Annotated in this window: 19 protein-coding genes; 8 read left to right on the plus strand and 11 right to left on the minus strand. The window is 34.6% G+C overall.

All coding sequences use genetic code 11. The annotated features are described in order from the left end of the window. The first annotated feature begins 53 nt into the window (after window positions 1-53). From prmA to EKL98_RS11170, 4 genes are all read left to right on the plus strand, one after another. Window positions 54-887 (plus strand): 50S ribosomal protein L11 methyltransferase, encoded by an 834-nt coding sequence (gene prmA / locus EKL98_RS11155; protein WP_126462968.1) that lies wholly within the window; start codon window positions 54-56, stop codon window positions 885-887. A 45-nt stretch (window positions 888-932) separates the two neighbouring features. After that, window positions 933-1208, plus strand: coding sequence for an ATP-dependent Clp protease adaptor ClpS (locus tag EKL98_RS11160; RefSeq protein WP_126553601.1), 276 nt, complete (start codon window positions 933-935; stop codon window positions 1206-1208). A 92-nt stretch (window positions 1209-1300) separates the two neighbouring features. Next, entirely contained in the window at window positions 1301-2572 is a 1272-nt protein-coding gene (locus tag EKL98_RS11165) for a sterol desaturase family protein (RefSeq protein WP_126562431.1), read from the plus strand. A 7-nt stretch (window positions 2573-2579) separates the two neighbouring features. Next, window positions 2580-3248 (plus strand): lysoplasmalogenase, encoded by a 669-nt coding sequence (locus EKL98_RS11170; protein WP_126562433.1) that lies wholly within the window; start codon window positions 2580-2582, stop codon window positions 3246-3248. A gap of 44 nt (window positions 3249-3292) precedes the next feature. Here EKL98_RS11170 and EKL98_RS11175 read toward each other — a convergent pair whose 3' ends face one another. Together EKL98_RS11175 and EKL98_RS11180 are read right to left on the minus strand one after the other, a co-directional pair. Next, entirely contained in the window at window positions 3293-3709 is a 417-nt protein-coding gene (locus tag EKL98_RS11175) for a DUF6691 family protein (protein ID WP_126462976.1), read from the minus strand. Between the two features lie 37 nt (window positions 3710-3746). After that, window positions 3747-4307, minus strand: a complete 561-nt coding sequence (locus EKL98_RS11180; RefSeq protein WP_126463087.1) for a YeeE/YedE family protein — start codon at window positions 4305-4307, stop codon at window positions 3747-3749. 192 nt (window positions 4308-4499) lie between these two features. On the opposite strand from EKL98_RS11180, the gene EKL98_RS11185 reads away from it, so the two are divergent. The 4 genes from EKL98_RS11185 to EKL98_RS11200 all read left to right on the plus strand — a co-directional run bounded on the left by EKL98_RS11185 (window position 4500) and on the right by EKL98_RS11200 (window position 8783). Beyond that, window positions 4500-4952 carry a 2-dehydro-3-deoxyphosphooctonate aldolase gene (locus tag EKL98_RS11185; RefSeq protein ID WP_126562436.1) on the plus strand — a complete coding sequence of 151 codons (453 nt, stop codon included), beginning with the start codon at window positions 4500-4502 and terminating at the stop codon, window positions 4950-4952. 196 nt (window positions 4953-5148) lie between these two features. Next, on the plus strand, window positions 5149-5967 hold the full coding sequence (gene kdsA / locus EKL98_RS11190; RefSeq protein ID WP_126562439.1) for a 3-deoxy-8-phosphooctulonate synthase: 819 nt from the start codon (window positions 5149-5151) through the stop codon (window positions 5965-5967). An 18-nt stretch (window positions 5968-5985) separates the two neighbouring features. Continuing rightward, a complete protein-coding gene (locus tag EKL98_RS11195) occupies window positions 5986-6828 on the plus strand; it encodes a hypothetical protein (RefSeq protein WP_126553591.1) in 843 nt (280 codons plus the stop codon). 878 nt (window positions 6829-7706) lie between these two features. Beyond that, on the plus strand, window positions 7707-8783 hold the full coding sequence (locus tag EKL98_RS11200; protein ID WP_126562441.1) for a PAS domain-containing sensor histidine kinase: 1077 nt from the start codon (window positions 7707-7709) through the stop codon (window positions 8781-8783). 28 nt (window positions 8784-8811) lie between these two features. Here the strand turns inward: EKL98_RS11200 and EKL98_RS11205 are convergent, their stop codons facing one another. The 9 genes from EKL98_RS11205 to EKL98_RS11245 form a co-directional block, all read right to left on the minus strand. Next, complete coding sequence (locus EKL98_RS11205; protein ID WP_126562444.1) at window positions 8812-10191, minus strand: M28 family peptidase; 1380 nt, start codon at window positions 10189-10191, stop codon at window positions 8812-8814. Between the two features lie 140 nt (window positions 10192-10331). Further along, window positions 10332-12428, minus strand: a complete 2097-nt coding sequence (locus EKL98_RS11210; protein WP_126562447.1) for a glycoside hydrolase family 97 protein — start codon at window positions 12426-12428, stop codon at window positions 10332-10334. A 142-nt stretch (window positions 12429-12570) separates the two neighbouring features. Next, window positions 12571-14871: a beta-glucosidase BglX gene (bglX, locus tag EKL98_RS11215; protein ID WP_126562449.1), complete on the minus strand. Its 2301-nt coding sequence runs from the start codon at window positions 14869-14871 to the stop codon at window positions 12571-12573. After that, on the minus strand, window positions 14861-15121 hold the full coding sequence (locus EKL98_RS18080) for a hypothetical protein (protein WP_233579310.1): 261 nt from the start codon (window positions 15119-15121) through the stop codon (window positions 14861-14863). The genes bglX and EKL98_RS18080 overlap by 11 nt, the downstream gene beginning before the upstream one ends. A 3-nt stretch (window positions 15122-15124) precedes the next feature. Next, a complete protein-coding gene (locus EKL98_RS11225; RefSeq protein ID WP_126462991.1) occupies window positions 15125-16513 on the minus strand; it encodes a glucoamylase family protein in 1389 nt (462 codons plus the stop codon). A 73-nt stretch (window positions 16514-16586) separates the two neighbouring features. Then, window positions 16587-17489 carry a LamG domain-containing protein gene (locus EKL98_RS11230; RefSeq protein ID WP_126562451.1) on the minus strand — a complete coding sequence of 301 codons (903 nt, stop codon included), beginning with the start codon at window positions 17487-17489 and terminating at the stop codon, window positions 16587-16589. A gap of 17 nt (window positions 17490-17506) precedes the next feature. Further along, the gene (locus tag EKL98_RS11235) at window positions 17507-18961 is read right to left on the minus strand and encodes a RagB/SusD family nutrient uptake outer membrane protein (RefSeq protein WP_126562453.1); all 1455 of its coding nucleotides are present in this window, start codon (window positions 18959-18961) and stop codon (window positions 17507-17509) included. 4 nt (window positions 18962-18965) lie between these two features. Continuing rightward, on the minus strand, window positions 18966-21974 hold the full coding sequence (locus tag EKL98_RS11240) for a SusC/RagA family TonB-linked outer membrane protein (protein WP_126562456.1): 3009 nt from the start codon (window positions 21972-21974) through the stop codon (window positions 18966-18968). Between the two features lie 239 nt (window positions 21975-22213). Beyond that, window positions 22214-24958 carry a helix-turn-helix and ligand-binding sensor domain-containing protein gene (locus EKL98_RS11245; protein ID WP_126562458.1) on the minus strand — a complete coding sequence of 915 codons (2745 nt, stop codon included), beginning with the start codon at window positions 24956-24958 and terminating at the stop codon, window positions 22214-22216. Between the last annotated feature and the right edge of the window lie 418 nt (window positions 24959-25376).

The following is a 25376-nucleotide window of genomic DNA, read 5'->3' on the forward strand; positions in this document are numbered from 1 at the left end:
GATTTACAAATACTCTTTAATATGCGATTGTTACCTTTGCAAAAAAAACAAGCATGTCAAATATTTATATAGCGTACCATTTTACTATTGAACCTAAAGAATTGGGGTCTGAAATCTTAATCGCGGAATTGGGAGAAAGAGCTTTTGAGAGTTTTACAGAAACTGAAACCGGGATTTCAGCTTTTGTGCAAAAGGATTTATGGAATGAAACCATCTTAGCGGATATCCATATTTTACAATCCGAAGAATTTACGATTGATTATACATTTGAAGAAATCGAACAAGTCAACTGGAATGAGGAATGGGAAAAGAATTTTGAAGCCATTGATGTCGACGGAAACTGTCATGTACGAGCACCATTCCATCCAAAAACAGATGCCGAATTTGATATTATAATTGAACCAAAAATGAGTTTTGGAACAGGGCACCATGAGACCACTCACATGATGATTCAACATTTATTAGAAATAGATGTAACCGGAATGAAAACACTCGATATGGGATGTGGAACCGCAATATTAGCAATTCTTGCCGAAATGAAAGGAGCGCAACCAATTGACGCTATTGATATTGACAATTGGTGTTACTTGAATTCTATAGAAAATGCAGCACGTAATAACTGCAAACACATTACCGTTTATGAAGGGGAAGCCTCTTTATTAGAAGGTAAAAAATACGATTTGATTATAGCCAACATCAATAGGAATATTTTGTTGAACGATATGCAGAGTTACATAGACAGTTTAAACCCTAATGGAACGCTACTTTTAAGCGGTTTCTATCATGAAGATATACCATTTATAGATGCCTCTTGTACCGAAAAAGGACTGATTTATGTTAAAAAACTTGAAAGAAACAATTGGGTATCTTTAAAATATGTAAATTAGTAGTATTATTTTTTTATTAATTACGAAAGTACAAAAACCTATAAAATGAGTACTAAAGAAAAAGTAAGAGAAAGAGTCCATGTCAAAGAAGCAACCCAGCTGGACAACGAAATCATCGTTTATAATGATGATGTAAATACATTTGACCATGTCATTGACACCTTAATTCGCGTATGCAATCACACACCGGAACAAGCAGAACAATGTTCATTAATCGTACATTATAACGGAAAATGTACTGTAAAAACAGGGCCTTACGACAAATTAAAACCACAATGCACGCAATTATTAGAAGCAGGATTAAATGCAGAAATAATTTAAGAATAATAAAAATTCCCTTTGACAAATAAATTACTGTGAATAATTAAAAAACATTCTCTTTTATTCTATATTTGAATAAAAAAAGTGTTCTTATGGAAGAATATGGTAAAATTTTAGTTTTTGTAATGCCCATTTTTTTGATATTAATTAGCATCGAAAAAATTTATGGGCATTACAAAGGGGAAGATACCGCACCTAATATGGATGCTGTTTCAAGCGTGAGCTCTGGAATGGTCAACTCCCTAAAAGATGTTTTAGGACTTAGTATCACACTGGTTTCTTACGATTGGATCGTATCTAAAATAGCTTTATTCAATCTTGAAGCTACCTTTTTAACCTATTTTATTGGATTTATAGCTATTGATTTTTATGGCTATTGGAGTCATCGTTTGTCGCATCAAATTAACTTTTTATGGAACAAACATGCTATACATCATAGCAGTGAAGAATTCAATTTGGCCTGTGCCCTACGCCAGCCCGTTTCCAGTTTTGTAAATCTGTTTACCTTTTTATTGATTCCAGCCGCACTTTTAGGAGTTCCCTCCAAAGTGATTGCGATAACCTTACCAATTCATTTATTCCTTCAATTTTGGTACCATACTAAGCACATCAAGAAAATTGGTTTTCTGGAAAGGATATTGGTTTCACCATCCCATCATAGGGTGCATCATGCCATCAATCCAGAATACATGGACAAGAACCATTCGCAAATATTCATCATTTGGGATAAATTGTTTGGTACTTTTCAAGCGGAATTAGAAAGCGTTCCACCTGTTTTTGGAATCACAAGACCAGCCAGAACCTGGAATCCGATCCGGATAAATTTTCAGCATTTATGGCTATTGATTACAGATGCTTGGCGCGCCGAAAACTGGAAAGATAAGTTTATCATTTGGTTTAAACCAACAGGCTGGCGTCCGGAAAATTTTGAAGAAAAATATCCCGTTGTCAAAATTACCAATGTATATGATTTTGAAAAATACGGCGTTCAACATTCTAAAAAACTAATGTACTGGTCCTTATTTCAAGCAATTATAACGTTGTTACTTATTAGTTATATGTATAATTCTATCGTGGTGATAGGGTTGCCAAATGTATTTATTTACGGCGCATTCATCTTCCTGACCGTTTACAGTTACACGGAATTAATGGATACCCGCAAAATTTCCATCTTCTGGGAAAGTATCCGTTTTGTTTTTGGAATTGGACTAATTTTCTATTTTGGCGATTGGTTTGGAATGAATCAACTTTTTCCTTTTGCGAGTTATATTATTGGTGGTTATCTCCTTTTATCCTTGGCTGTAACTGTATATTTTGTCAGCACTAATTTTGAAAAAGATGCCATGATTACCGTTCAATCTTAAAAAAAATATGAAACACAACATTAAAGTAAAGAGTTTTATTGGGTTTAGTCTTGTTTATCTATTGCTAATTCTTTTTGGTTGGGAAACTATAGCTTGGTTTTTGAAACCATTTTTATTGCCGTTTTTAATTCTGACAGTTTATTTACACGAAAGATTTAGTACTAAAAAAGTTCTTATAACTGCTTTGACTTTGTCGTGGATAGGGGACATTATTTTGATGTTTGCTGACAAAGGAGAGTTGTATTTTATTGCAGGGCTGATTGCCTTTCTACTTTCGCACATTTCGTATATCATACTATTTAACAAACAATTGAAAATTTATTTAAAGAATAGTAAAATTATTTTCTGGGTAGGAGTTACAGTAATCGTAGTTTATTTAATCGTAATGATGTTGCTTTTATTGCCAAGTTTAGGGGACTTAAAAATTCCTGTTCTATTATATGCCCTTACTATTTCAATTATGTTGTTATTTGCGCTCAAGGGTTTTTTAAACTGGCAAAAACCTGCCAACAGCTATATATTAATTGGCGCTATTGTTTTTGTAGCTTCAGATAGTCTTTTGGCCTTTGATAAATTCTATGCGCCATTGCAATACAGCTCCTTTTTGATTATGGCAACCTATTTACTTGCGCAATATTTGATTGTTTCCGGCATTTTAAAATTAAAAAAAAAATAGCATTCCCACAAGAGAATGCTATTTTGATGTCAAGTGTTTTTCGATTAATGAGGTAATTTATTTTTCAATAGTCCATATAGATAAGTCCCTAAAAGAGACCCGAAAAGCACTATCAAAATGGTCCAAAAACCAGCCCCAAGCAAGATGAATATTGGTCCCGGACAAGAACCTACCAATGCCCAACCCAATCCAAAAAACAATCCGCCAATCCAGTATCTGGCAGAGCCTTTTTCTTTATCCGGAATTTCTATAGATTCTCCCTTGATGTCTTTTATATTGTTTCGTTTAATGATTTGAATGCCAATAATTCCCGTCAAGATAGCCACCGAAATAATTCCGTACATGTGAAACGACTGAAATTGAAACATTTCATAAATGCGATACCAGGAAACGGCTTCAGATTTAGTCAAAACAATTCCGAAAACAAATCCAACCAATAGATATTTTAGTATATTTTTCATTCTTTTTATTTTATATTATGAGTCAATGATTGCTTATCTACTTTACAATTAATGGCAATAAAAAATGCGCCATTATCAATCCACCAATGAAGAATCCAATTACGGCTTTCAACGAAGGAATTTGTAAATTACTCAAGCCTGAAATGGCATGTCCTGAAGTACAACCTCCTGCATAACGAGAGCCAAAACCTACCAAAACACCACCAATAAGCAGTATAAAAATATGCTTTGGGGATTCTAAAATGGAGATTCCAAAAAGCGCATCCGGCATTAATTTTCCGTTTGGAGCTTCAATACCAAGTTGTGCTAATTGTGCAATTGTTTTAGGATTAATAGTTACATTTGAAGCATCACTCATAAAATGAACGGCAACAAAACCACCTAACATTGCGCCAAGAACAACCACTAAATTCCAGCGTTGTGCTTTCCAGTCAAAATCAAAAAAAGAAACTCGTTTTCCTAAACCAGCCATCGAACAAAGCGAACGCAAATTAGAAGACATTCCAAAAGACTTTCCGAAATAAATAAGTGCCAGCATAATCAAGCCGATCAAAAAACCGGAAACAGACCAAGACCAGGTTTTAAAAATAATATCCATATTGTTTTTTTGTACAAAGATAAGAAGCATTTTACGAGATTTTAAGACAAATGTTATATTCCACAATAGACACTTGTAAATTATTCAGGGAACTCGCAATAAGGTCTGAAGTTCTGGTTATATTTGTCTCGAAGTACTTCCTTGCAATTAAAAGTGCCGTTTAAATTTTGACATTATAAATCTACCTTAAACATGAAAAAATCGATCCTTTTTATTGCTTTGCTAATAGGTACTACTTCTTGTATAAGTACACAATCTACTTTGAAAAACACGGACGATAATGCTCCCGATTTATTGCTGTCACAAGACTATACTTTTGTGATTACTCAGTACAGTACAAACAAAAAATATGGATATGATAAGGATTATCCCGTCAATATATTCTTTAATAACACAAAAAACGAAACGATCAACCAAGAACGGTTTTTGAACGCATTAGCGGGACCAAATGGTGAAAAAATAACGTATACCAAACAAGAAAGTTGCTGTCCGTTTCCAACCAAAAGAAGTGACATGGGTGCTGGATTTCTGGACATTTATGAATTAAAATGGAACGGTCAGAAAGAACCGCTACTACTCTACCTGAACATCTATGAAAAAGGAATATTGATGGTTCCGGTGGGACTTACATTGAAAAAAAAATAGTTTTTAAAATCCCAAAAGTCCCTATAAACCAAATCCTTAGCCCTGATGGCAGTAAAAATCCTCCCGTTTTTCAGGGAGATTGCAACATACAGCAGGAAATAGCTCCTAAAAAAAAGTTAATGCCCGAAATTAATTGGGAAACGTAAATTGGAAATCGCAAATCATAACTACCTTTGCACCTTTAAAAAATCATACTATGAACTTACAACATATTCCACAAATAAAATATACAGACAGTGGTAATTTCTTTCTACTTGCTGGTCCTTGTGCTATTGAGGGAGAAGAAATGGCGATGCGAATTGCCGAAAAACTAGTTGGTATTACTGATAATTTACAAATTCCTTTCGTTTTCAAAGGTTCCTTCAAGAAAGCAAACCGCTCTAGAATTGACAGTTTTTCAGGAATCGGTGACGAGAAAGCATTGAAAATCCTCAGAAAAGTTTCAGAAACATTTAAAGTTCCTACCGTTACGGATATTCATACAAATGAAGATGCGGATATGGCTTCTCAATATGTTGATGTATTGCAAATTCCAGCTTTTTTAGTGCGTCAAACGGATTTAGTAATGGCTGCTGCCAATACCGGAAAGGTAGTCAACTTGAAAAAAGGACAATTCATGAGTCCGGAAAGCATGAAACATGCGGTTCAAAAAGTATTGGATTGTAACAATGAAAAAGTGATGATTACCGATAGAGGAACGATGTTTGGCTACCAGGACATGATTGTTGATTTTAGAGGAATCCCTACAATGCAACAATATGCTACTACCGTTCTTGACGTTACCCATTCGCTACAACAACCCAACCAAACAGCTGGCGTAACTGGCGGAAGACCTGATATGATTGAAACTATAGCCAAAGCTGGTATCGCTGTAGGCGTAGATGGAATCTTTATAGAAACCCATTTTGATCCTGCCAATGCAAAAAGCGATGGTGCTAATATGTTGCATTTGGATTATTTTGAATCCTTAATGACCAAGTTAGTTGCCATCAGAAAAACAATACACACATTTTAAATTTAGGCCCCAAATACATTGAAATATCTTTTATATTACGCATCCCTTATTATTTTATTTACCAATAGTATAATTGCACAGGAAATTACAGAAATTCAAACTAAATATACAACTCATAACAAAGGAAAATTTTTCATCTCATGGGGAGGAAACAGAGATACTTACTCCAAGTCGGACATAACCTTTCGAGGTAAAGATTACAATTTTACCTTAGAAAATGTCCAAGCGCAGGACAAACCAAAAGGGTGGCATGTAGATTATATCAATCCAGCAAAAATGACAATTCCTCAAACTAATTTCAGAATGGGGTATTTCATAAGTGACCACTACAGCGTTGCTATAGGTGTAGATCACATGAAATATGTAATGCTACAAGACAAGGCGGTAACGATCAATGGGCATTATCCCAATCCGGGATCTTATGATGAGCTATTAGCCAATAATCAAGTTCTTTTGACAGCAAAATTTCTCAAATATGAACATACCGATGGTTTAAATTATGTGAATACTGAGTTTTCTCGACATGATGATATCTCGTCATTATTCAAAATTAGAAATACGGATAAAATTCAAGTTAATTTAACCGAGGGAGTTGGTTTTGGTCTCTTATATCCAAAAACTAACACCACTTTATTAGGAAAAGATCGTCATGATGATTTTCATGTTTCAGGGTATGGAACTTCTTTGAAAGCAGGATTGAATGTTACTTTTTTTAAACATTTTTATATCCAAGGAGAACTCAAAGGAGGGTATATTAACATGCAAGACATTCGAACTACACAAAGCACCGAAGACAGTGCTTCACAAGATTTTTTCTTTTTTCAGAGAATTATTGCTGTAGGAGGAATATTCAAAATATAAATACTTTACACACAATAAAAAAACGAGGCTGTCTGGATATGACAGCCTTCTTTTGTTTACCAAAATTTTATTTGAATGATCGTGATGTGTTTTGATTTAATTGAAATTGTTTATCCTATTTCTTTAATTATAAGCCGTTGGGTGCAATTATTCAAAACGTCAGTTCGAGTGTTTTTTGTGTAGTAAAACGGAACAAAACTTCTCAATACGCTTCGCACTCGAAGTGACGTGTATCGAGAACCGTTTTTAATACTAATTTTCTAGTTCTCGATATAATCCCGCCCAAAAGCGGGATCACTCGAACTGACGAAAATTATCATCAAAAATTAATTGCACCCAACGGGTTAATTATAACATATTATTAGCTAAATGTGGTGTACTATTTTCTTCCATAATAATAAAAATTTTATCTATCCAAAACTTGAATGGTAAATACCCTTCAAACTTAATTAAAATCACGTAAAAACACCTATAGCCAGACGAATTACTATTTCTAAATTTGCATGTATAACCTAATTTACATTAAATGAAAAATTCAGCACTAAATTCAGAGGAAAACACTAACCATTTTAATTTTAAAACTATTTTAAAAAAAATTGGATTTTATTTGTTAATTGTGCTTGTTTTTTTACACTTTAAGTTTTAATTATTTTCTTTTATGATGCTAAGTCGAGACCAGGAGACACCACAACCAATTGTTTCAAAAAATTATTATGCCGCTTTATCAGAAGAAATTCTATCAACTGCAAAATTAGGAAAGATATGACTTTTCTTATAATATAATTTTTTATATCAGACAACAAAAATCAAAAAGAGTCTGGACACTGATGCTTTAAAAAAAACTTTTTAGATTAATAAATATAATGAATGTAACAAAGATGAATACTGATTCACATGGGCCATATAACTTTGATAATTTTTTTAATATATCTGCTGATTTTATATGTATTGCGGGATTTGACGGCTATTTTAGAAGAATAAATCCGGCTGTTTCAAAATTATTAGGATTTTCAGAAGAGGAATTGTATGCTAGACCCATCAGTAGTTTTGTGTATGCATCTGACCTTAAAATTACTATTGAAACCAGAGAAAAAGTATATAAAAACAAGCCTCTTTTGAATTTTGAAAATCGGTATTTAACAAAAACCGGGGAAATTATATGGCTGTCCTGGACATCGATGCCTGTCGAGTCCGAAAGATTAGTGTATGCGATTGCCAAAAACATTACCCATAAAAAAAGAATCGAAGAAGAACGCAATTTACTTCTTGCCAATCTTACCCAAATTAATAAGGAGCTTACGGTTTTGTCACATAAAACATCCCATGATTTAAAGTCTCCCATTAACAATATGCTTTCGGTCTTCAGTTTGATAGACAGCACTAAAATTCATGATCCGGAAACACTGGAATTGATCAGCACTCTTAAATTGACCAGTGAAAATTTAAAACAAACTTTAAACGATTCGATTGATGAATTAATTGATAATGAAAACATCAACACTCAAATAGAAAAAATAAACCTAAATGAAGCACTCAACGAAGTCTTGATCTCGATAAATTCTTTAGTCCAAGATTCAAAAGCAGAAATTAATATCGACTTTTCAGCTTTTGAAAATGTAACTTTTAACAAAGCGTACATCAAAAGTATTTTTTTAAATTTATTGACTAATTCGATTAAATATGCAAAACCGGATGCCCCTCCAATTATTACTATACAATCTAAAAAGGTAAATGGAATCAATCAATTAATTTTTTCTGATAATGGGCTGGGTTTTGATTTAGACAAAGTAAAAAACAGGATTTTTGGATTGTATGAAAAATTTCACAGCAACAACGACAGCAACGGTATAGGGCTGTATTTAGTGTACAACTACATCACAAGCTTAGGCGGGCGAATTGCGGTTGAGAGTAAAATAAATGAGGGTGCTACATTCACTATTTCTTTCAAATATTGAATGTAGCACCTTCTAAGATTTTGGATTTTTAATTGACAATCCCTTGCTGATCTACCAGATAAAGTAAGGAAGCCATAGCCGCTGCTCCTAGTTCCAACTCTCTTTTATTGACAGCATCAAATGTGTCATTAGCGGCATGATGGTAATCAAAATAACGTTGCGAATCCGGTTGCAATCCCACCTTTACGATATGATTGGATTGCAGTGGACCAATATCAACACCGGAATGTCCTTTTACAAATTTGTGGATTAGGTATGGTTCAAATAACGTTGCCCAACTACTGATTTTGTTAAAATTTGCTTCATCAGCATCAATTGAAAATCCTCTTGGGGAAAATCCTCCCGAATCGCTTTCTAAAGCAAAAATATGGTTTTCATTATTTTTATTGGACTGTACTTCATATTCTTTGCCGCCTCGAACTCCGTTTTCTTCGTTCATAAACAATACCACACGCAACGTATTTTTAGGTTTATACCCAATGTTTTTGAAGATATTTAATACCTCCATACTTTGAACACATCCAGCACCATCATCATGAGATCCGTCTCCTAAATCCCAGGAATCAAGGTGGCCGCCAACGACCATTATCCTTTCAGGATGTTCAGAACCTGTTATTTCACCAACCACATTGTAGGATAAAACATCATCAAATGTTTCACAAGATTGTTTGAAATAGAATAGCGAATTTGGATTTTGTTTTAAACTTTTGCTCAACAGTTCGGCTCCATTTGTACTAATGGCAGCAGCTGGAATTCGTTGTTCTTTGGAAATTTCTCCATAATTAGTTGCACCGGTATGCGGTAAATCATCCAATCGCAAATTCATGGATCTTACAATTACAGCTAAAGCACCAAGTTTTCCAGCTTCTCTGGCTCCTGATGATCTTTGGTCAACACAACTCCCATAGGCTTTGAAAGTTTCGATAAATTCAGGATTCATCGCTCTGTTGAAGAAAATGATTTTCCCTTTTACTTTTGCTTCCCCTAATGCGGTTAATTCTTCCAGGCTGTTTACTTCAATTATAGTTGCTTGTACTCCTTTTTTTGGAGTGGCCACTGAACCTCCCAGCGCGCAAATGGGGAAATTAATTTTTTGTTTTCCTACTTGTAAATATGCGATTTCTTTTTCGCCACGAACCCATTTTGGCACCATTACTTCCTGGAGATAGACTTTATCTAAACCCAGGGTTTCTAATTGTGCTTTGGTATACAAAACTGCTTTTTCAGCTCCTATAGAACCTGATAATCGGGATCCAATGGTATTGGATAAATGGTCCAGCCAAGGATAACATTTGGCATTGGTTAAGGATAATTTGTAAATTTCTTTTAACATTTGTTCCTCCTTAGCTTGCGCAAAAGCAGTAATTCCACCAAAGAAAAGTGCGGCTAAAACAATTGATTTTTTCATAATAAATTTGGGCTTTTTTGGGTATTCTTCTTTATAATTTTGGTTTTGGTTGCCGTCGCAATTTCGTAATTCTTACTGAATATTTTATGCTAGATTCAAAAAAAATCCTGCAAGTTATATTTTCTTGCAGGATATCCTATTTATTTTATTGGTTCAAAACTGATTGCCGTTCCACCTCCGGGAGCTAAATTCAATTTGATTTTTGATTTGCTGGTTACTGTTATCGTTCTTATTTTATAAGCGATAGGATTCTTTTTCCAATCGGCATCTTTAGCATCTTCATAAATGATGGCTTTGTATTTCATTCCTTTGGTCAGGAAATCTAATTTAATTTCTGATTTTCTGGCATTCTCATCTGTTATTGCACCCAAAAACCAGGTTTCTTTTCCTTTTGTTTTTCGAGCAACCGTAACGTAATCGCCTGGTTCAGCTTCTAAATACTTACTTTCATCCCAATCCGTTTCAACGTCTTTGACAAACTGAAAAGCATCCGGATATTTCTCGTAATTTTCTAATAAATCGGCCGCCATTTGCAACGGAGAATACATCGTTACATACAAAGCCAGTTGCTTGGCTAAAGTCGTGTGTACCTGCTCCGTTTTATTTTTATCATAATAACTCATTTTAATTTCAAATATGCCCGGTGTATAATCCATAGGTCCGCCCAGTTGTCTGGTAAACGGCAATATAGTTTCATGCATAGGTGGATTTCCTACGCTCCAAGCATTGAATTCATTCCCGCGAGCCGCTTCGGCAGCGATATAATTAGGATATGTTCTTCCGTAACCGGTAGGTCTTGATGATTCGTGGGAATTAATCATAATCTTGTAATCCGCGGCACGTCTAACAACAAAATTGAAATGATTCACCATAGATTGCCCGTCATGAAATTCGCCACGCGGAATAATTTTACCCACATAACCGGTTTTTACCGCCGGATATTCGTATTTTTTCATCAAATCAAAAGCGCGATCCAAGTGTCTTTCATAATTACTGACAGAACCCGATGTTTCATGATGCATGATCATCTGTACATTTTTTGCTTTGGCATAAGCCGAAATTGCAGCAATATCAAAATCCGGATACGGAGTGGTAAAATCAAAAACTTCCTCTTTCCAGTTTCCGTTCCAATCTTCCCAACCTACATTCCAACCTTCAACAAGTACCCCACCGAAACCATTTTTTGCGGCAAAATCAATGTATCTTTTCGTGTTTTCCGTGGTAGCGCCATGTTTTCCTGAAGCTTTTGGGGCATCTGCAAAATTAGTGGCATTTTGAGAACCGGCATAATCCCAAGTTGATTTCCCAACATGCATTTCCCACCAAATTCCAACATATTTCATGGGTTTTATCCAAGACGTATCGTCTAATTTTGACGGTTCATTGAGATTCAAAATCATTTTAGAAGCCACAATATCTCTGGCATCATCACTAATCATGATTGTTCTCCAAGGTGACACACAGGGTGTTTGCAAATACGCTTTGTCACCAATAGCGTTAGGAACTAATTCGGCTTTTAATTTGTAATTTGTCACATCAGCATTCAGGTGCATGACCGGATAATTGACAACCGCAGCTTCAAAAATATTGAGATACAAACCTGATGGTGCTTTCATCATCAAAGGTGTTTGAACCATATATTTTCCCGGAATAGATTTTACTCCAATTCCATTATTCATATTGATTTTGCTGTTATCAATTTCAGAAAACTTAGTTTCATTGTATTCGTATTCATTACTGTCAAAATCTCCTGGAATCCAGAATACTTTATTATTTTCGGTCAAATTGAATTGCGTAACCTCATCCGAAATGATGAAATAATTCAACTCCGCTTGTCTTGGAAAATTGTATCTGAAAGCTACACCTTCATCAAAAACTCTAAAAATAATGTTAATTTTCACCTTAGTTTCCTTGTTAATCAGCGAAACATTAAGCTCATTATACTGATTTTGAATACTAGTTTGTTCCCCTAAAACGGGTTTCCAAGATTCGCTGAAACTTGAAGTTTTTGAAGTCAGAATTTCAAAATTAGTGTCGAGATCCGGTTTTTCCTTTAATTTTATGCCTAAAAGACTTTCTAAAACAACTGCTTTATTTTTGTAATTTACAGAATATGCCGGTTGACCATTTCCTGCTAATTTAAAATTTAGAGCTATAGTGCCAGATGGAGACTGAACGGTTTGAGCATGTCCAAAACTGAACATAAAGAGTAGAAAAAGAGAAAGTAAATATTTCATTTTTAATGATTTTTTTGAATTGATAAAAGTAAATAAAATAGTCGTGTATCACAGTCTCACATGTACCAAATACCATTATTTTGTTTAAAAAAACCCTTCAGTACAAATACTGAAGGGCCGATCATAAATAAATAAACCAAATCTATTTAATCAACTCAAAACTAACTTTCCGGTCCGTGTTCGAATCTGTTCCTACAAAAACTTGAAAAGTTCCCGGTTCTGCAATAAACTTCAAATCCGAATTATAAAATTTCAATTCTTCTAGGGAAATTTCGAAAGTAACTGTTTGCTTTTCTCCTTTTTTAATTGCTATTTTTTGGAATCCTTTCAATTCTTTTAGCGGTCTTGTAACTGAACCTACTAAATCTCTTATATATAATTGAACGACTTCCTTACCATCAAAATTTCCGGTATTGGTGACATCAACAGTCACATTTAATTTCTCGATGAAACTCATTTTATCTGCTGATATCCTCAAATTCGAATACTCAAAAGTGGTGTAACTCAATCCAAATCCAAAAGGATATAAAGGTTCATTTCTTTCGTCGATATAATTCGATCTGAATTTTTCGAACTTCCCTTCTTTGTTCCCTAAAGGTCTTCCTGTATTTTTTTGGTTGTAATAAATAGGTACCTGCCCTACACTTCTAGGGAAAGTAGCAGTCAATTTTCCCGAAGGATTTTCATCGCCAAACAAAACATCAGCAATTGCACTGCCTGCTTCACTACCGGCAAACCAAGTATTCAAAATAGCAGGAACGGTTTCGTTTTCCTGAACCAAAACCAATGGACGGCCAGTAAATAAAACCAAAACCACCGGTTTTCCCGTTTTCAATAAGGCTTGTAATAAGTCTTTTTGCGCTTGTGGAATTTCTAAGTTCGTTCTGCTACTGCTTTCTCCGGACATTTCTGCTGATTCTCCAAGTGCGGCAACAATTACATCCGATTGATTCGCAATTTTCAAGGCTTCCTCCAATAATTCTTCGGTAGTTCTGTCATCGCGATGTAAGGTTTTGCCAAACATAGTTGCTTTTTCCTCGAAAGCGGCATCATAATCCAGATTGCTTCCTTTGGCGTAAAGCACTTTGGTCGAATTCCCAACCACTTCTTTGATTCCTGCCAAAAGTGAAATGGATTTATCCTGATTTGTGGCTACACTCCAGGTTCCTGCCATATTTTCTTTGGCATCAGCCAAGGGTCCGATTAAGGCAATCGTCCCAGACTTTTTCAAAGGAAGCAACTGATTTTGATTTTTTAATAAAACTAAAGATTGAGCAGCTGTTTTTCTGGCTTCGGCTCTGTTGCTTGCTGTAAAAATTTCCTCTTTTGCTCTTTTAGCATCTGTGTAACGATACGGATCATCAAACAATCCCAGATCATATTTGGCATTCAAAATAAGACGAACCGCATTATCAATTTGTTCGATACTCACTTTCTTTTCGTCTACTGATTTCTTCAAAGTCGTCAAGAATCCCTCGCCCACCATATCCATTTCGATTCCGGCATTTAATGCCAAAGCAGATACGGTTTGCAAATCCCCCATTCCATGATCTATCATTTCCGGAATTCCTGTAAAATCAGTTACTACAAATCCTTTGAAACCCCATTGCTTACGCAACACATCAGTCATTAACCATTTGTTTCCGGTTGCAGGAATCCCGTCTACTTCGTTGAAAGAAGCCATTACAGAACCTACACCCGCATCAACAGCGGCTTTGTAAGGTGGAAAATAATCATTGTACATCCTGATTCGACTCATGTCAACCGTATTGTAATCACGTCCTGCTTCGGGCGCGCCGTATAAAGCAAAATGTTTGACACAAGCCAAAATGGTATTATTAAGGGACAAATCATCTCCCTGATACCCTTGGACCATTGCTTTTGCAATTTGGCTTCCCAAAAACGGATCTTCACCCGAACCTTCGGAAACTCTTCCCCAGCGAGGATCGCGGGAAATATCAACCATTGGGGAGAAAGTCCAGTTGATTCCATCAGCACTGGCTTCTTGTGCCGCAATTTGGGCACTTCTTTCTATCAGTTTCATATCCCATGTACAAGACAATCCAAGCGGAATAGGAAAGGTCGTTTCATACCCGTGAATTACGTCCATTCCAAAAAGCAACGGAATTTTCAATCGGCTTTTTTCGACCGCGATCTTTTGAACTTCATATATTTTTTGAACTGATTTGATGTTGAATAAACCACCCACTTTACCTTCTTCGATATTCTTCGCGACATTGGAACTGTTAGCCTGACCCGTGGTAATATCTCCCGAAGTAGGTAAATTTAATTGCCCTATTTTTTCTTCCAAAGTCATTTTAGAAAGTAACTCTGAAACGAATTCTATTTTCGGTTTAATTTTAACGTTCTTTTTAGTTGTCTTTTTTTGGCTGTAGCCAAAAAGAGAAATTCCAAAAAGTAATATAATAAGTTTAATTTTCATTTTGTCTGTTTTTTGTTTGTTGGAACATCCAATCATAAATTTCTTGGTTGTCATACACGCGCGACCAACTGTCGTGGTTTGCATTATCAAAAATGGTTAATTCCACATTGGAGTTCTTTGGAATGTGCAAAACGTAATTTAGTTCGTAATTTTTAACGACTTCCGTTTTAATTTTCCCCCTCCTCTCAGTTTGAGAAAAAGAATTCCATGACATTAAAAAGGCGAGTATTAAAATTAGACATTTCATCATTCTTTAAAAATTATATTTTGTAGAATTAAAGCCCAATTTTGTCAAACCTGGTTTAATTTCCGGAGCGTTCATAAATAATTTCCATAATAAACCGGAACGGTGATTTTCAATCATAGGTGCAATTGTACCTTGATCAATGGCTAAATATCTTGGCGTTACCCAGTTATAATGCGGGGAAAAGGCATCATAAGGCCCTGCTATTCCAACATATTCTGTTCTTTTTTCATCGTATAAATAATGAAGAAACTTCATGGACTCTACTGGTGTAAAAGGAAACGAAGACAGGGCAGCCGTAGGCGTAATTACCCCTAAATCATTGTTAGGCTGGTGTGCTGAATATCCTGTAGAACCATCACTGTTACGGGAATAACTAGCCGTTAATCCCCAACATTTATCTGAATAACCTTTCCATTGACGTGGATTAGCAATGCAATATTGATTGATGATTTTAGAATGATTTTGGGTCAATGCCCAATAATCGGCATATTGATCCTTCAATGTAGTGGGATCTAATCCTAAATAAGAATATTGCGCCCAGAACAAAGGCCCTACATTTCCTGAAGCTCCGTTATAATTGAAAATCACAGGAATTCCATATTGTGATCCTCCATTTGTAATGCCTCCATTTCTGGCCCAAGCCTGATGATAGGCCTGTTCCGAAATAGGATGCGTAGGAGAAGCAGCACCCAAAACATAGGTAATCAAACATTCGTTGTATCCTTCTAATTTAAAATTCATTTCCCAACCGTATTGCGGAGACCAATGCCAGTAAAGGGCGTTTTCTCCTTTGGTATACCAATCCCATTCTACTCCTTTCCAAAGTGCATCGGCTTTTGCAGCTAATTCTTTTTCTGAGGCAGAACCATTTTTAAAATATTCTCTGATGCTTAATAATCCTTGACAAAGGAAAGATGTCTCTACTAAATCACCTCCATTATCTTTTGTTCCAAATGGAATTACTTTTCCGGTTGAACCATCCATCCAATGGGGCCAAGCACCGTGAAAACGTTCTGCTTTTTCGAGAAAATTCATAGCAGTTGTAAGACGTGAAACTGCTTCTGACCGATTTACAAAACCGCGTTCAATACCTACTATTATTGACATTAACCCAAAACCGGAACCTCCCGTGGTGACAATATTAGCTTCAAAACCAGGATCATTGGTATAATACCGTTCTCTTGCCAGTTTAGAATTAGGCTCTGCATACTCCCAAAAATACTTGATGGCATCTTTTTGAACCTGATCCATAACCTCAATATCCGTCAAAGGAACTGTTGGAGTAACAGGAGTTGTTGGCAATGGAGTTCCAGTACCTCCGTTACTCTCCGGAGTTGAGGAAGAGCAGGAAATAAAAAAACTAATACAAAATAGTAAACTCAGGGAAATCTTCATTTTAATAAAAATAATAGGATTAATAGTTTTAAAATAAACCCCTAGTTTTAGAAATCTAGGGGTTAATAGTCTTTTATCTGTTGTCTTTTTCTAATTTATATAAAGCGACAACTTCATTGTCAGAAAGAGCTGCGTTATAAATTCTAAACTCATCCATTAAACCGGTGTAATTCAACATCCAACCATCTGGAGCGTTCCATGGAGCACCTAAATGTTGCTGGAATCCACCAATAATGAACTTTGAAACATTCGAACTGGCAAGATCACCATACCCAACACCCCCGCTAAGAGGATCACTTGCATATCGCTTGGCAATTGAAGCAGGTAAATTCAGTTTTTGTCCATCAATGTACATACTGTAAGTAGAACTAACTCCACTGTAAGCCCATACAACATGTTTCCATGTTCCAAACATATTTGTTAGAACATTAGCACCACCATGCTCTATAAACTGCCCAGACCATGCAATACTGGGTGTCACATCTTTTTGAAGATGATTTTTCATTAACATAGTAGTTGCCGGACCAGTACCTTCTATTAATGAGAAAATGTTCCCCCAAAAATCTGTTGTTTTTGGCAACATAAATAATGATTGTGCTCCTCCGGAGTGTGGATTTGTATTGATCCACATAGAAACAGTAATACTTTTTAAATCCACCAAAGAACTTGCCACTGCGCTGTAAGCAATAAAAGAATTTGAAGATCCTTGATATGCCTTTCCTTTGATTCCGTTTCCATAGGTCACATTTTTCCCTACCCCGCCTGTTATTCCATTTTTTGAATCTGTAATACTGTTCTCAAAACTAAATTTGGTAACTAAATTAGCGGCAGCAACGTTATCTGAATTTTCATATCCACCAATTGCCTCGTAAGCAATTAGTGTATTGACTTTATCTATACTATCCTCGTTACAGCTCACAAAAAATTGTGAAGCCAAAACAGAAGCAAATAAGAAAATATATTTATTTTTTTTCATTTTACAGTTCTTTAAAATTAATACCCTGGGTTTTGTGTTGACAATCCGCCTGATTGTATAATAAAAGCTTGTGGCAATGGAAACAATTCATGTTTACCTGCAACGAATGTTTTTCCATGAATAGCAAATGCAGTTACTGCTTGTCCCGTACGCACTAAATCAAAAAATCTATCGTGTTCAAATGCCATTTCAACTCTTCTTTCTTTCCAAATTGCAGTTCTCACATCACTTTTAGATAGAGCAATTGTGTTGCTTAATCCAGCTCTTGCTCTAATTTGGTTCAACAAAGAAATCGCTGCAAGAGTTTGATTCAATTCATTTAGCGCTTCGGCTTTCATTAATATAACTTCGGCATATCTCAAATATTTAATATTCACATCGGTTTCCCAACCATCTGTGAAAGCAGATGAATACGCTTTGTAGTTGTATCTTTCATTTTCAACAGTAACTGGTACAACTCTACCATCATATAAAGTGGTACCTCTAAAAATGATTGTTGCATTTTTTCTACTATCGCCTGTTTCATAAGCATTTACTAAACTTTGGGATGGTGTATTGAAGCCCCAACCCCATCCACCATTACCACGAGCTCCTTGCGTATTGGAATATCCTGAGATTCCTTTGGCAGGAACTGAACCTGTGCCTTGAATTTCAAAAATAGATTCAGCATCATTTTCTCCAGCTAATCTAAACATAGAAGCATAATTTGGAACAATAGCATATCCTGTAATCAAATTACAGTTGTCCACTACTTTCTGCCAGTTTTTTTGGTACAAATTTATTTTTGCCAATAAAGCGTAAGCAGCTCCTTTTGAAGCTCTTCCTTTTTCAGCAGCCGCATATTCGGATTTGTTTGGCAATGCCACAATAGCATCATTCAAATCACTTTCAATATAAGCATACACTTCTGCTCTAGATTTTCGTGTTAATTGCATAATTCTATCTTCATCAGAAGAAGGGTTTGGCAAATGATCAATAATTGGAACACCTCCATAGGTTTTCACTAAAGTGAAATACATAAAGGCTCTCAAAAACTTTGCTTCTCCCATTAATCTGGTACGTAAAGCAGGATTAGCTTTGTCTAATTGAGGAATAATACTTAATGCTTGATTGCATCTGTTAATTCCTTCATAATTAGCTGCAAAAACCTCACTTGTTGATGGCGTTGAGGCATTATAGGTTAAGGCATCCATTAAATCTTTATCGGAACCAGTATCTCCTGGAGACGATCCTTTGTCAGCATCATCAGAGGCAATACTTGACAACCCAATCCAAGAAAAGGAAGTCATGTTCCAATCTAAAAACTTACTGTAGATGGCAGTTACAAAAGTGGCAGCTCCTGCATCATTATTGAATAATTCTATGTCTTTTGTAGAAATAGATTCTGTTTGATCTACCTCTAAATAGTCGTTTGAACATCCCGAGAAAAAGTATGCGGATAGCGCAAAAATTGATATATATATCTTTTTCATTGTATTAAAATTTTAAATTAGCACCAATAACTACTGATCTTAATGTTGGATATGCATCCAACTCAATACCTTGCGTTCCATAAGGATCTCCATTACCATTTAATTCAGGGGAGAAACCTGAGAATTTTTGAGTAATAAGTGGATTTATTGCATTTACATATACTCTACAAGAAGTTAAAAATTCTCCTTTCAAAGGAATTTTGTATCCTAGAGTAATATTATTGATTCTAAAGAAATCCCCCGATTCTAAATAATAAGTTGACGCTACCGGAACTTGATTAAACGGTCCAGGATTTGAGGCAGTAGTATTGTTTACTGTCCAAAAATCTGTTGCCAGTGAATCTTCGATATTTTCTCCTGTAAAACGTTGTGCTTTTTTACCGTTATACACTTTTGCTCCAGAGGTACCGTATCCGTCCACTGAGAAATCAAAGTTTTTATAGTTCATCCCTAAAGTAACTCCGTATGTTGAATTAGGTAAAATAGAACCAACGTACTTTTTATCTGCATTAGCATTTAAAGCATCTTGAGTCACTTTGGCTCCTGCTGCAGTGTAGTATAACATTTTACCATTTGTAGCATCAAAACCCGCATATTCATAAATATAAAAACTACCCAATGGTTTTCCTACAGAAGTATTGTCTAATAGTTTTGTCCATTGTCCATTTCCTAAATCTCCACCTGTAATTGGGGCAAGTGTAGCATCTTTTAAACCTGTCAATTCATTTTTGTTGTTAGAAAAATTTCCTCCAACCCAGTAACTCAAATTATCCGTTAGTTTATCATCCCAACGCAAAGCAATCTCATATCCTTTATTAGAAACTTCTCCCACATGTGCCGGTGAAGAATTGCTGATTCCAGAAGTAATATAAGGTCTTGTGTTTAAAATTACATTTGTAGTCGTTTTATCGTACACATCAAATGATCCTTTCAATCTGTTAGTCAATAATTCAAAATCTAATCCTGCAGAAGTTTCTTCGGTGATTTCCCATGATAAACTTGGATCTACTTGTGAATTGATAGTAGTTCCTTCATTCAATAGGGAACCTCCTAAATAATAAGTAAGACCAGAACTATATGCTTGGTTGTTAAGAGGAACATTTTGGTTTCCTAATTTACCCCAACCACCTCTTAATTTCAATAAGTCTATTCCTGTTGCATTGGCCATAAATTCCTCTTTGGTAATAACCCATCCTAAACCAAAGGCTGGAAAGGTTCCCCAACGGTAATCTTTACCAAAATTTGATGAACCATCCCGTCTGATTGTACCTGAAAATAGGTATTTATCCATTAATTTGTATTGAAAACGACCAAAATAAGAAGCTATTTTATTTTCATTAAAAACCTCATCTCTGTAATTAACAACTGTTCCTACATAATCAACACCCGCTAGTGACCAGTAATTTGAATTTGCATTTACATTTTTTCTGGCAACAGTCAATTGCTCTCTAGCACCCCTAACCGAGGTCTCGATACCAGCTGTTAGTTCAATATCATGAATTTCTGCAAAAACTTTATTGTAAGTCAGGTAGTTAGACAGATTCCAATTGAAATATTGATTTCTACCTTTAGTCAATAAATTAATATTTTTATCCGCTGGATAAGTAATACTGCTTAATTGTCCCGGATTATTATTGGATTGCCAAATTGTTTTAGTGTCTTCGAAATTGTAATTTTTCCAAGAATAATATTCCCCGTTAAATTGAGAAGTAAATTTTAATGATTTCAAAATATCATAATCTAATTTCAAACCCCCTTGTAAGGTTATGCTTCTTTGCTCTTCATCAAAATAGTTTAATTGTGCTACAGGATTTCCTACGTTATTAAAAGAAGAACCGGCAGTCCCGGCAAAGCCGTTAGTACCAACATAAGAAACTCCATATTGACCATTTGAAAAACGAACTGGAACGATTGGTGATTGTTTGTAAGCGTTAGTAAAAGCGCTTAATGGTTTTGGAGTAGAATTTGCTGAACCAAAACTAAAATTTTGATTTAAAGTTACTTTTTTAGAAATTTTAATTTCATTATTGTTTCTAAAAGTGGTCCGACTGTAATCCAATCCGTTAAGAATTGCTTTTTCCTGATAATTTCCTAAACTGAAGAAGTATTTAATATTCTCCGTTGCACCAGAAACCGAAACGTTATTTTGAGTATATGAACCTGTTCTGGTAATCGCATCAAACCAATCGGTGTTAATGGGTTGATCTTGTGAAAAAGTAGTGGTTTGCAAAGCAGAATTCGAAAAATGAGAGTACTTATTACTTCCTGCCATTTTTACTTTTTTCAAAGGCTCTCTAAAACCTGTGAAGCTTTCAAATTCTACTGTAACTTTGTCTCCTTTGCCTTTTTTGGTTGTAATAATGATTACACCGTTTGCAGCTCTAGTTCCATAAATTGCTAATGCAGAAGCATCTTTTAAAATTTCGTATGAGGTAATGTCATTCGTATTAATGTTATTGATATTCTCCGTAGGCATACCATCTACAAGATATAAAGGAGTACGTCCGCCTAATGCAGTACCCAAACCCCTAATAATTACGGAAGGAGTGCTTCCCGGTAAATCAGAAGAAATTACCTGAACACCCGCAGCTTTACCTTGAATTGCTTGTGAAGCATTGAGTACTTTAGTTTTAGAAATTTCTTCTGCTTTCAGCGAAATTATTGAGGAAGTATTATCAATAATTTTTCGAGTTCCGTACCCTATAACAACGACTTCATCTAATTGTGTATCCTGATCTTCTTGAAGTACAATACGCATCAGGTTTGATGTAGCTACAGTAGAAGTTGGTTCAAAACCTAACATAGAAATTTGTAAAATTTCACCTATTACAGCTCTAATTTCAAAATTCCCATCAAAATCAGTAATTGCATTCGTTTTAGAATCAACTGCAACTATAATACCACCTGGAATTCCGATGCCATTTTTATCTGCTACTTTTCCCTTAATTACTTGTCCAGACATGTATGCCGGTAGTAAAATAAGTGCTAAAAAGCTAAAAATAATATTTCTCATATATTAATAATTTGTTAAAGTTAGTTGAGCCAAATTAGATAATTACAACGTTATAGTTAGTACAACAGAGTTACTACATAAATACATCAAAAAATAAAAGTAGCGAAACAAATCAATGATTGAAAGCTGTTAATAAGGAAAACGGGTATTGCAATAGATGTATATGATGTAGTAATGATGTATTATGGTTTCTAAAAAAACAATACATTAAATATAGTATCTATAAAAATAGAAGGTATTTATATGTTTAACAAAAATTTAGAAAGGTTTTCTTCCTGATTAAGATTTAATTTTTTTCTTAGGCGATACCGTTGCAACTCAACTCCTCTAAATGAAATGTTCATCATTGGAGCAATTTCTTTAGAAGAAAGATTCATTTTTAAGTAAATACAAAGTTTAATATCCTTAGAGGTAAGGTTGGGATATTTCTTTGCTAGCTTGACAATAAATTCATTGTGAATCTGATTTAGGTTGTTCTCAAAAGTCTCCCATTCATGTTTATTCACGGCATTTATTTTTATGGCTTTTTTGATGTCACTTTTTAGTTTATTAAAGTCCGATTCAGAGTCTAAAATACCTTGAATACGTTCTATCATTTCACTTTGCTTTGCTATAGAAAGTGACTTACCGGCAACCTCAGATGACTTTGTTTGCAATTCAAGTTCCAAAATGTGCTTTTCATATTCTTGAATATTCAACTTGTTTTGGGCTTTTAATTCCATTTCCAGAATTTTATTTTGATGTTTTAACTCCTCATCACGAAACTCTAATTTTTGAACATATCGTATTTTATTCCACTTATAATATAGGTATAATATTGTGCTTATCACAATAAGATACAACGAGATCATCCAAAAAGAAAAATACCAAGGCTTAGCCACAATGAATTGAAAATTAGAAATTGTAGTATAATTCAGTCCATCATTCCCGTAAATAGTAACACTATGGTCGCCACTACTAAGGTTATTCAAAACAATCAATCCCTCCTTGATAGGTATAAAACGAGACGTGTTAGTGGTTTTATAAAATAAATTTGGCTTTGCCGCTCCAAATTTTCCAGATATTACATGTATCTTCAACTCTGAATTATAATTTATCCGCGATTTATTGTGAATCAAACTATCTTCACTAAAAGCTTCTATTTTTATATTCGTATTTTGTTTTTTTTCTTGTTTTAACTGAAGTGAAATAAAACCATCGTCAAGATTTAATAAATAACTTTCTTTATTTTTAAAAATTTTCAAATTGTCATTGATAATCTTTCCTGAGTAATATTTTTCCTGAATAACATTCCAGACAAATTTATTTGCATTGGCATAAATATGATACAAAAGACCACTCTGAAGTACTATAAAATGATTTTCGTCAATAGTGGCAATATTAGAAATATTTTTGAAATTAGAATTGAATAATTTATCTTTCTCGAGTTGATTCGTGATTGAATTATAGGTATACCAAGACTTATTTATCAGAAAAAGAATTTCATTTCGGAATTCAAATATTTTCACGCCAAAATCATTACTAATTTTGCTGCGTTGGGTAACATTTTCAATCGCAGTAGTTTCATAGGCATCATTATACAGAATGCGGTACAAACCTCTGTTGTTATCAGCAGCCCATATTTCATTTTTCCTATTTTGAGCTACATATTTAATTGGTTTTACTAATCCTTTTATACTTTTCTTTTGATTCAAATCATCAATATCATTATAAATAATTACGCCGCTATATGTTGCTTGCAAATACGAATTATTGATACTGCTTTTTGCTACATTCCACCCCCCGTGTACAGCACTTAATTTATAGAACAATCCTTTCTCGTAAACAAAAGTGCCTTCGTTGTGACCTATCAGGTATTTGTTATTAATTTTACTGATATTCCATGCCTGCCCTTCAGTATTGGGAACTATAGAAAATTGATTGCCTTCTAATTTAAAAATACCATGATTGGACGCCATTAGATAACCTTTGTCTATAGTAGCGACAGAATATACAGAGCCTAAAACGCCCGAGTTATCATAGAAAATAGATATTGGCGAATTGACCTCAACATGGGCAATTCCATTATCCAAGCCAAGCCATAAATCATTTTCTTTGTCCAACCCCATACTCAAAATCGAGTTGTTCATCAGGACATTATTTCTATTAATGTTTTTATAGGAATTGGTTTTTAAATCAAACAGATAAACCCCTTTACTGGCAGTTCCAATAACTAATTTATTGTTTTTTATAAACGCAGCTGCATTGATATTAGCCGTTTTCAAAATAGTGTTTAAAGGGTTTTTCCAAGTACTCAAAACGCCTTTATCATCAATGTAAACCCCATTTTTTTTAGTAAAAATATAGGTTTTGTTTTGGAACTTTCCTATAGCATGAATCACATTATTTTCTAATATAGACCATCTTTGAATTTTTTCAAAAGTGGAATTATTCATTTTATAGATTCCGTTTTCTACTGAAGCAACGAGCAACTGATCGTCTACTACGAAACAATAAGAAATCAAAAAAGAGAACTTTTCCTTCTTGATTGCTTTTCCATCATACAGAAAAATCCCATTAAATGATTGAAAATAAATTTTTCCTTTGAACTTAAATATCTTCCAAATTTCTTCATTATCACTATCTTCGAAAACCTTCGTTTTATCAGAAAGTGAGACATACAACATCTTCCCTTTTTTTCTGTACCAATACCCAAATTCTTTATAAGAACCCGAATAAATCCTGTCACCATCTACCAGTATCGAACGGATAATCGTTTTGTTGGGCAGTGTGTATTTCTCCCATTTCACACCATCATATCGCAACAAATAATAATTATTAGCAAAGTACATTGCGTCATCATTTCCTTGGGCTACATTCCAAATCTGGTTGTCGCCTTTATAATCTGATTTGTTATAATTTTCCACAAAAGGAAGTAGCTCCTGAGCAAAAAGTTGGGATGAAATTAAAGATAAAAGGATTATTATTGTAATTTTTACTTTCAAAACGCGGCATTTTTATCTCCAAATATAGATAGATTTCTTAAATAAAAGGCATAAAAAAAGCGTCTGAATACAGACACTTTTTTGTGAACGGCGAATTTTCTTAATTCTTCAATAATTCAAATACCTGATTGGCCAATGACTGTTTCTATGTGATTGTCAATCCACCTTCTTCGAAATCCTCAACAATGGCCTGAAACAACCCCCTTTTGCAGTTTTACCAATCAAAATGCTCATCAAGCCCAAAGTTATAATTTACTTCCCGCTATTTTGTTCCGTTGTTGCAATATAAATGGTTTACTCATTTTTTGATATTTGTATTAATTCCAAAACAAATTGGAGGTCTGGATATGCAAATAAAAACTGCACATTAAGTTAAGCTACATTTTTGTAATTAATTTGATTGTTAAATTCTTCAATA

It is taken from the genome of Flavobacterium bomense (assembly GCF_003970355.1).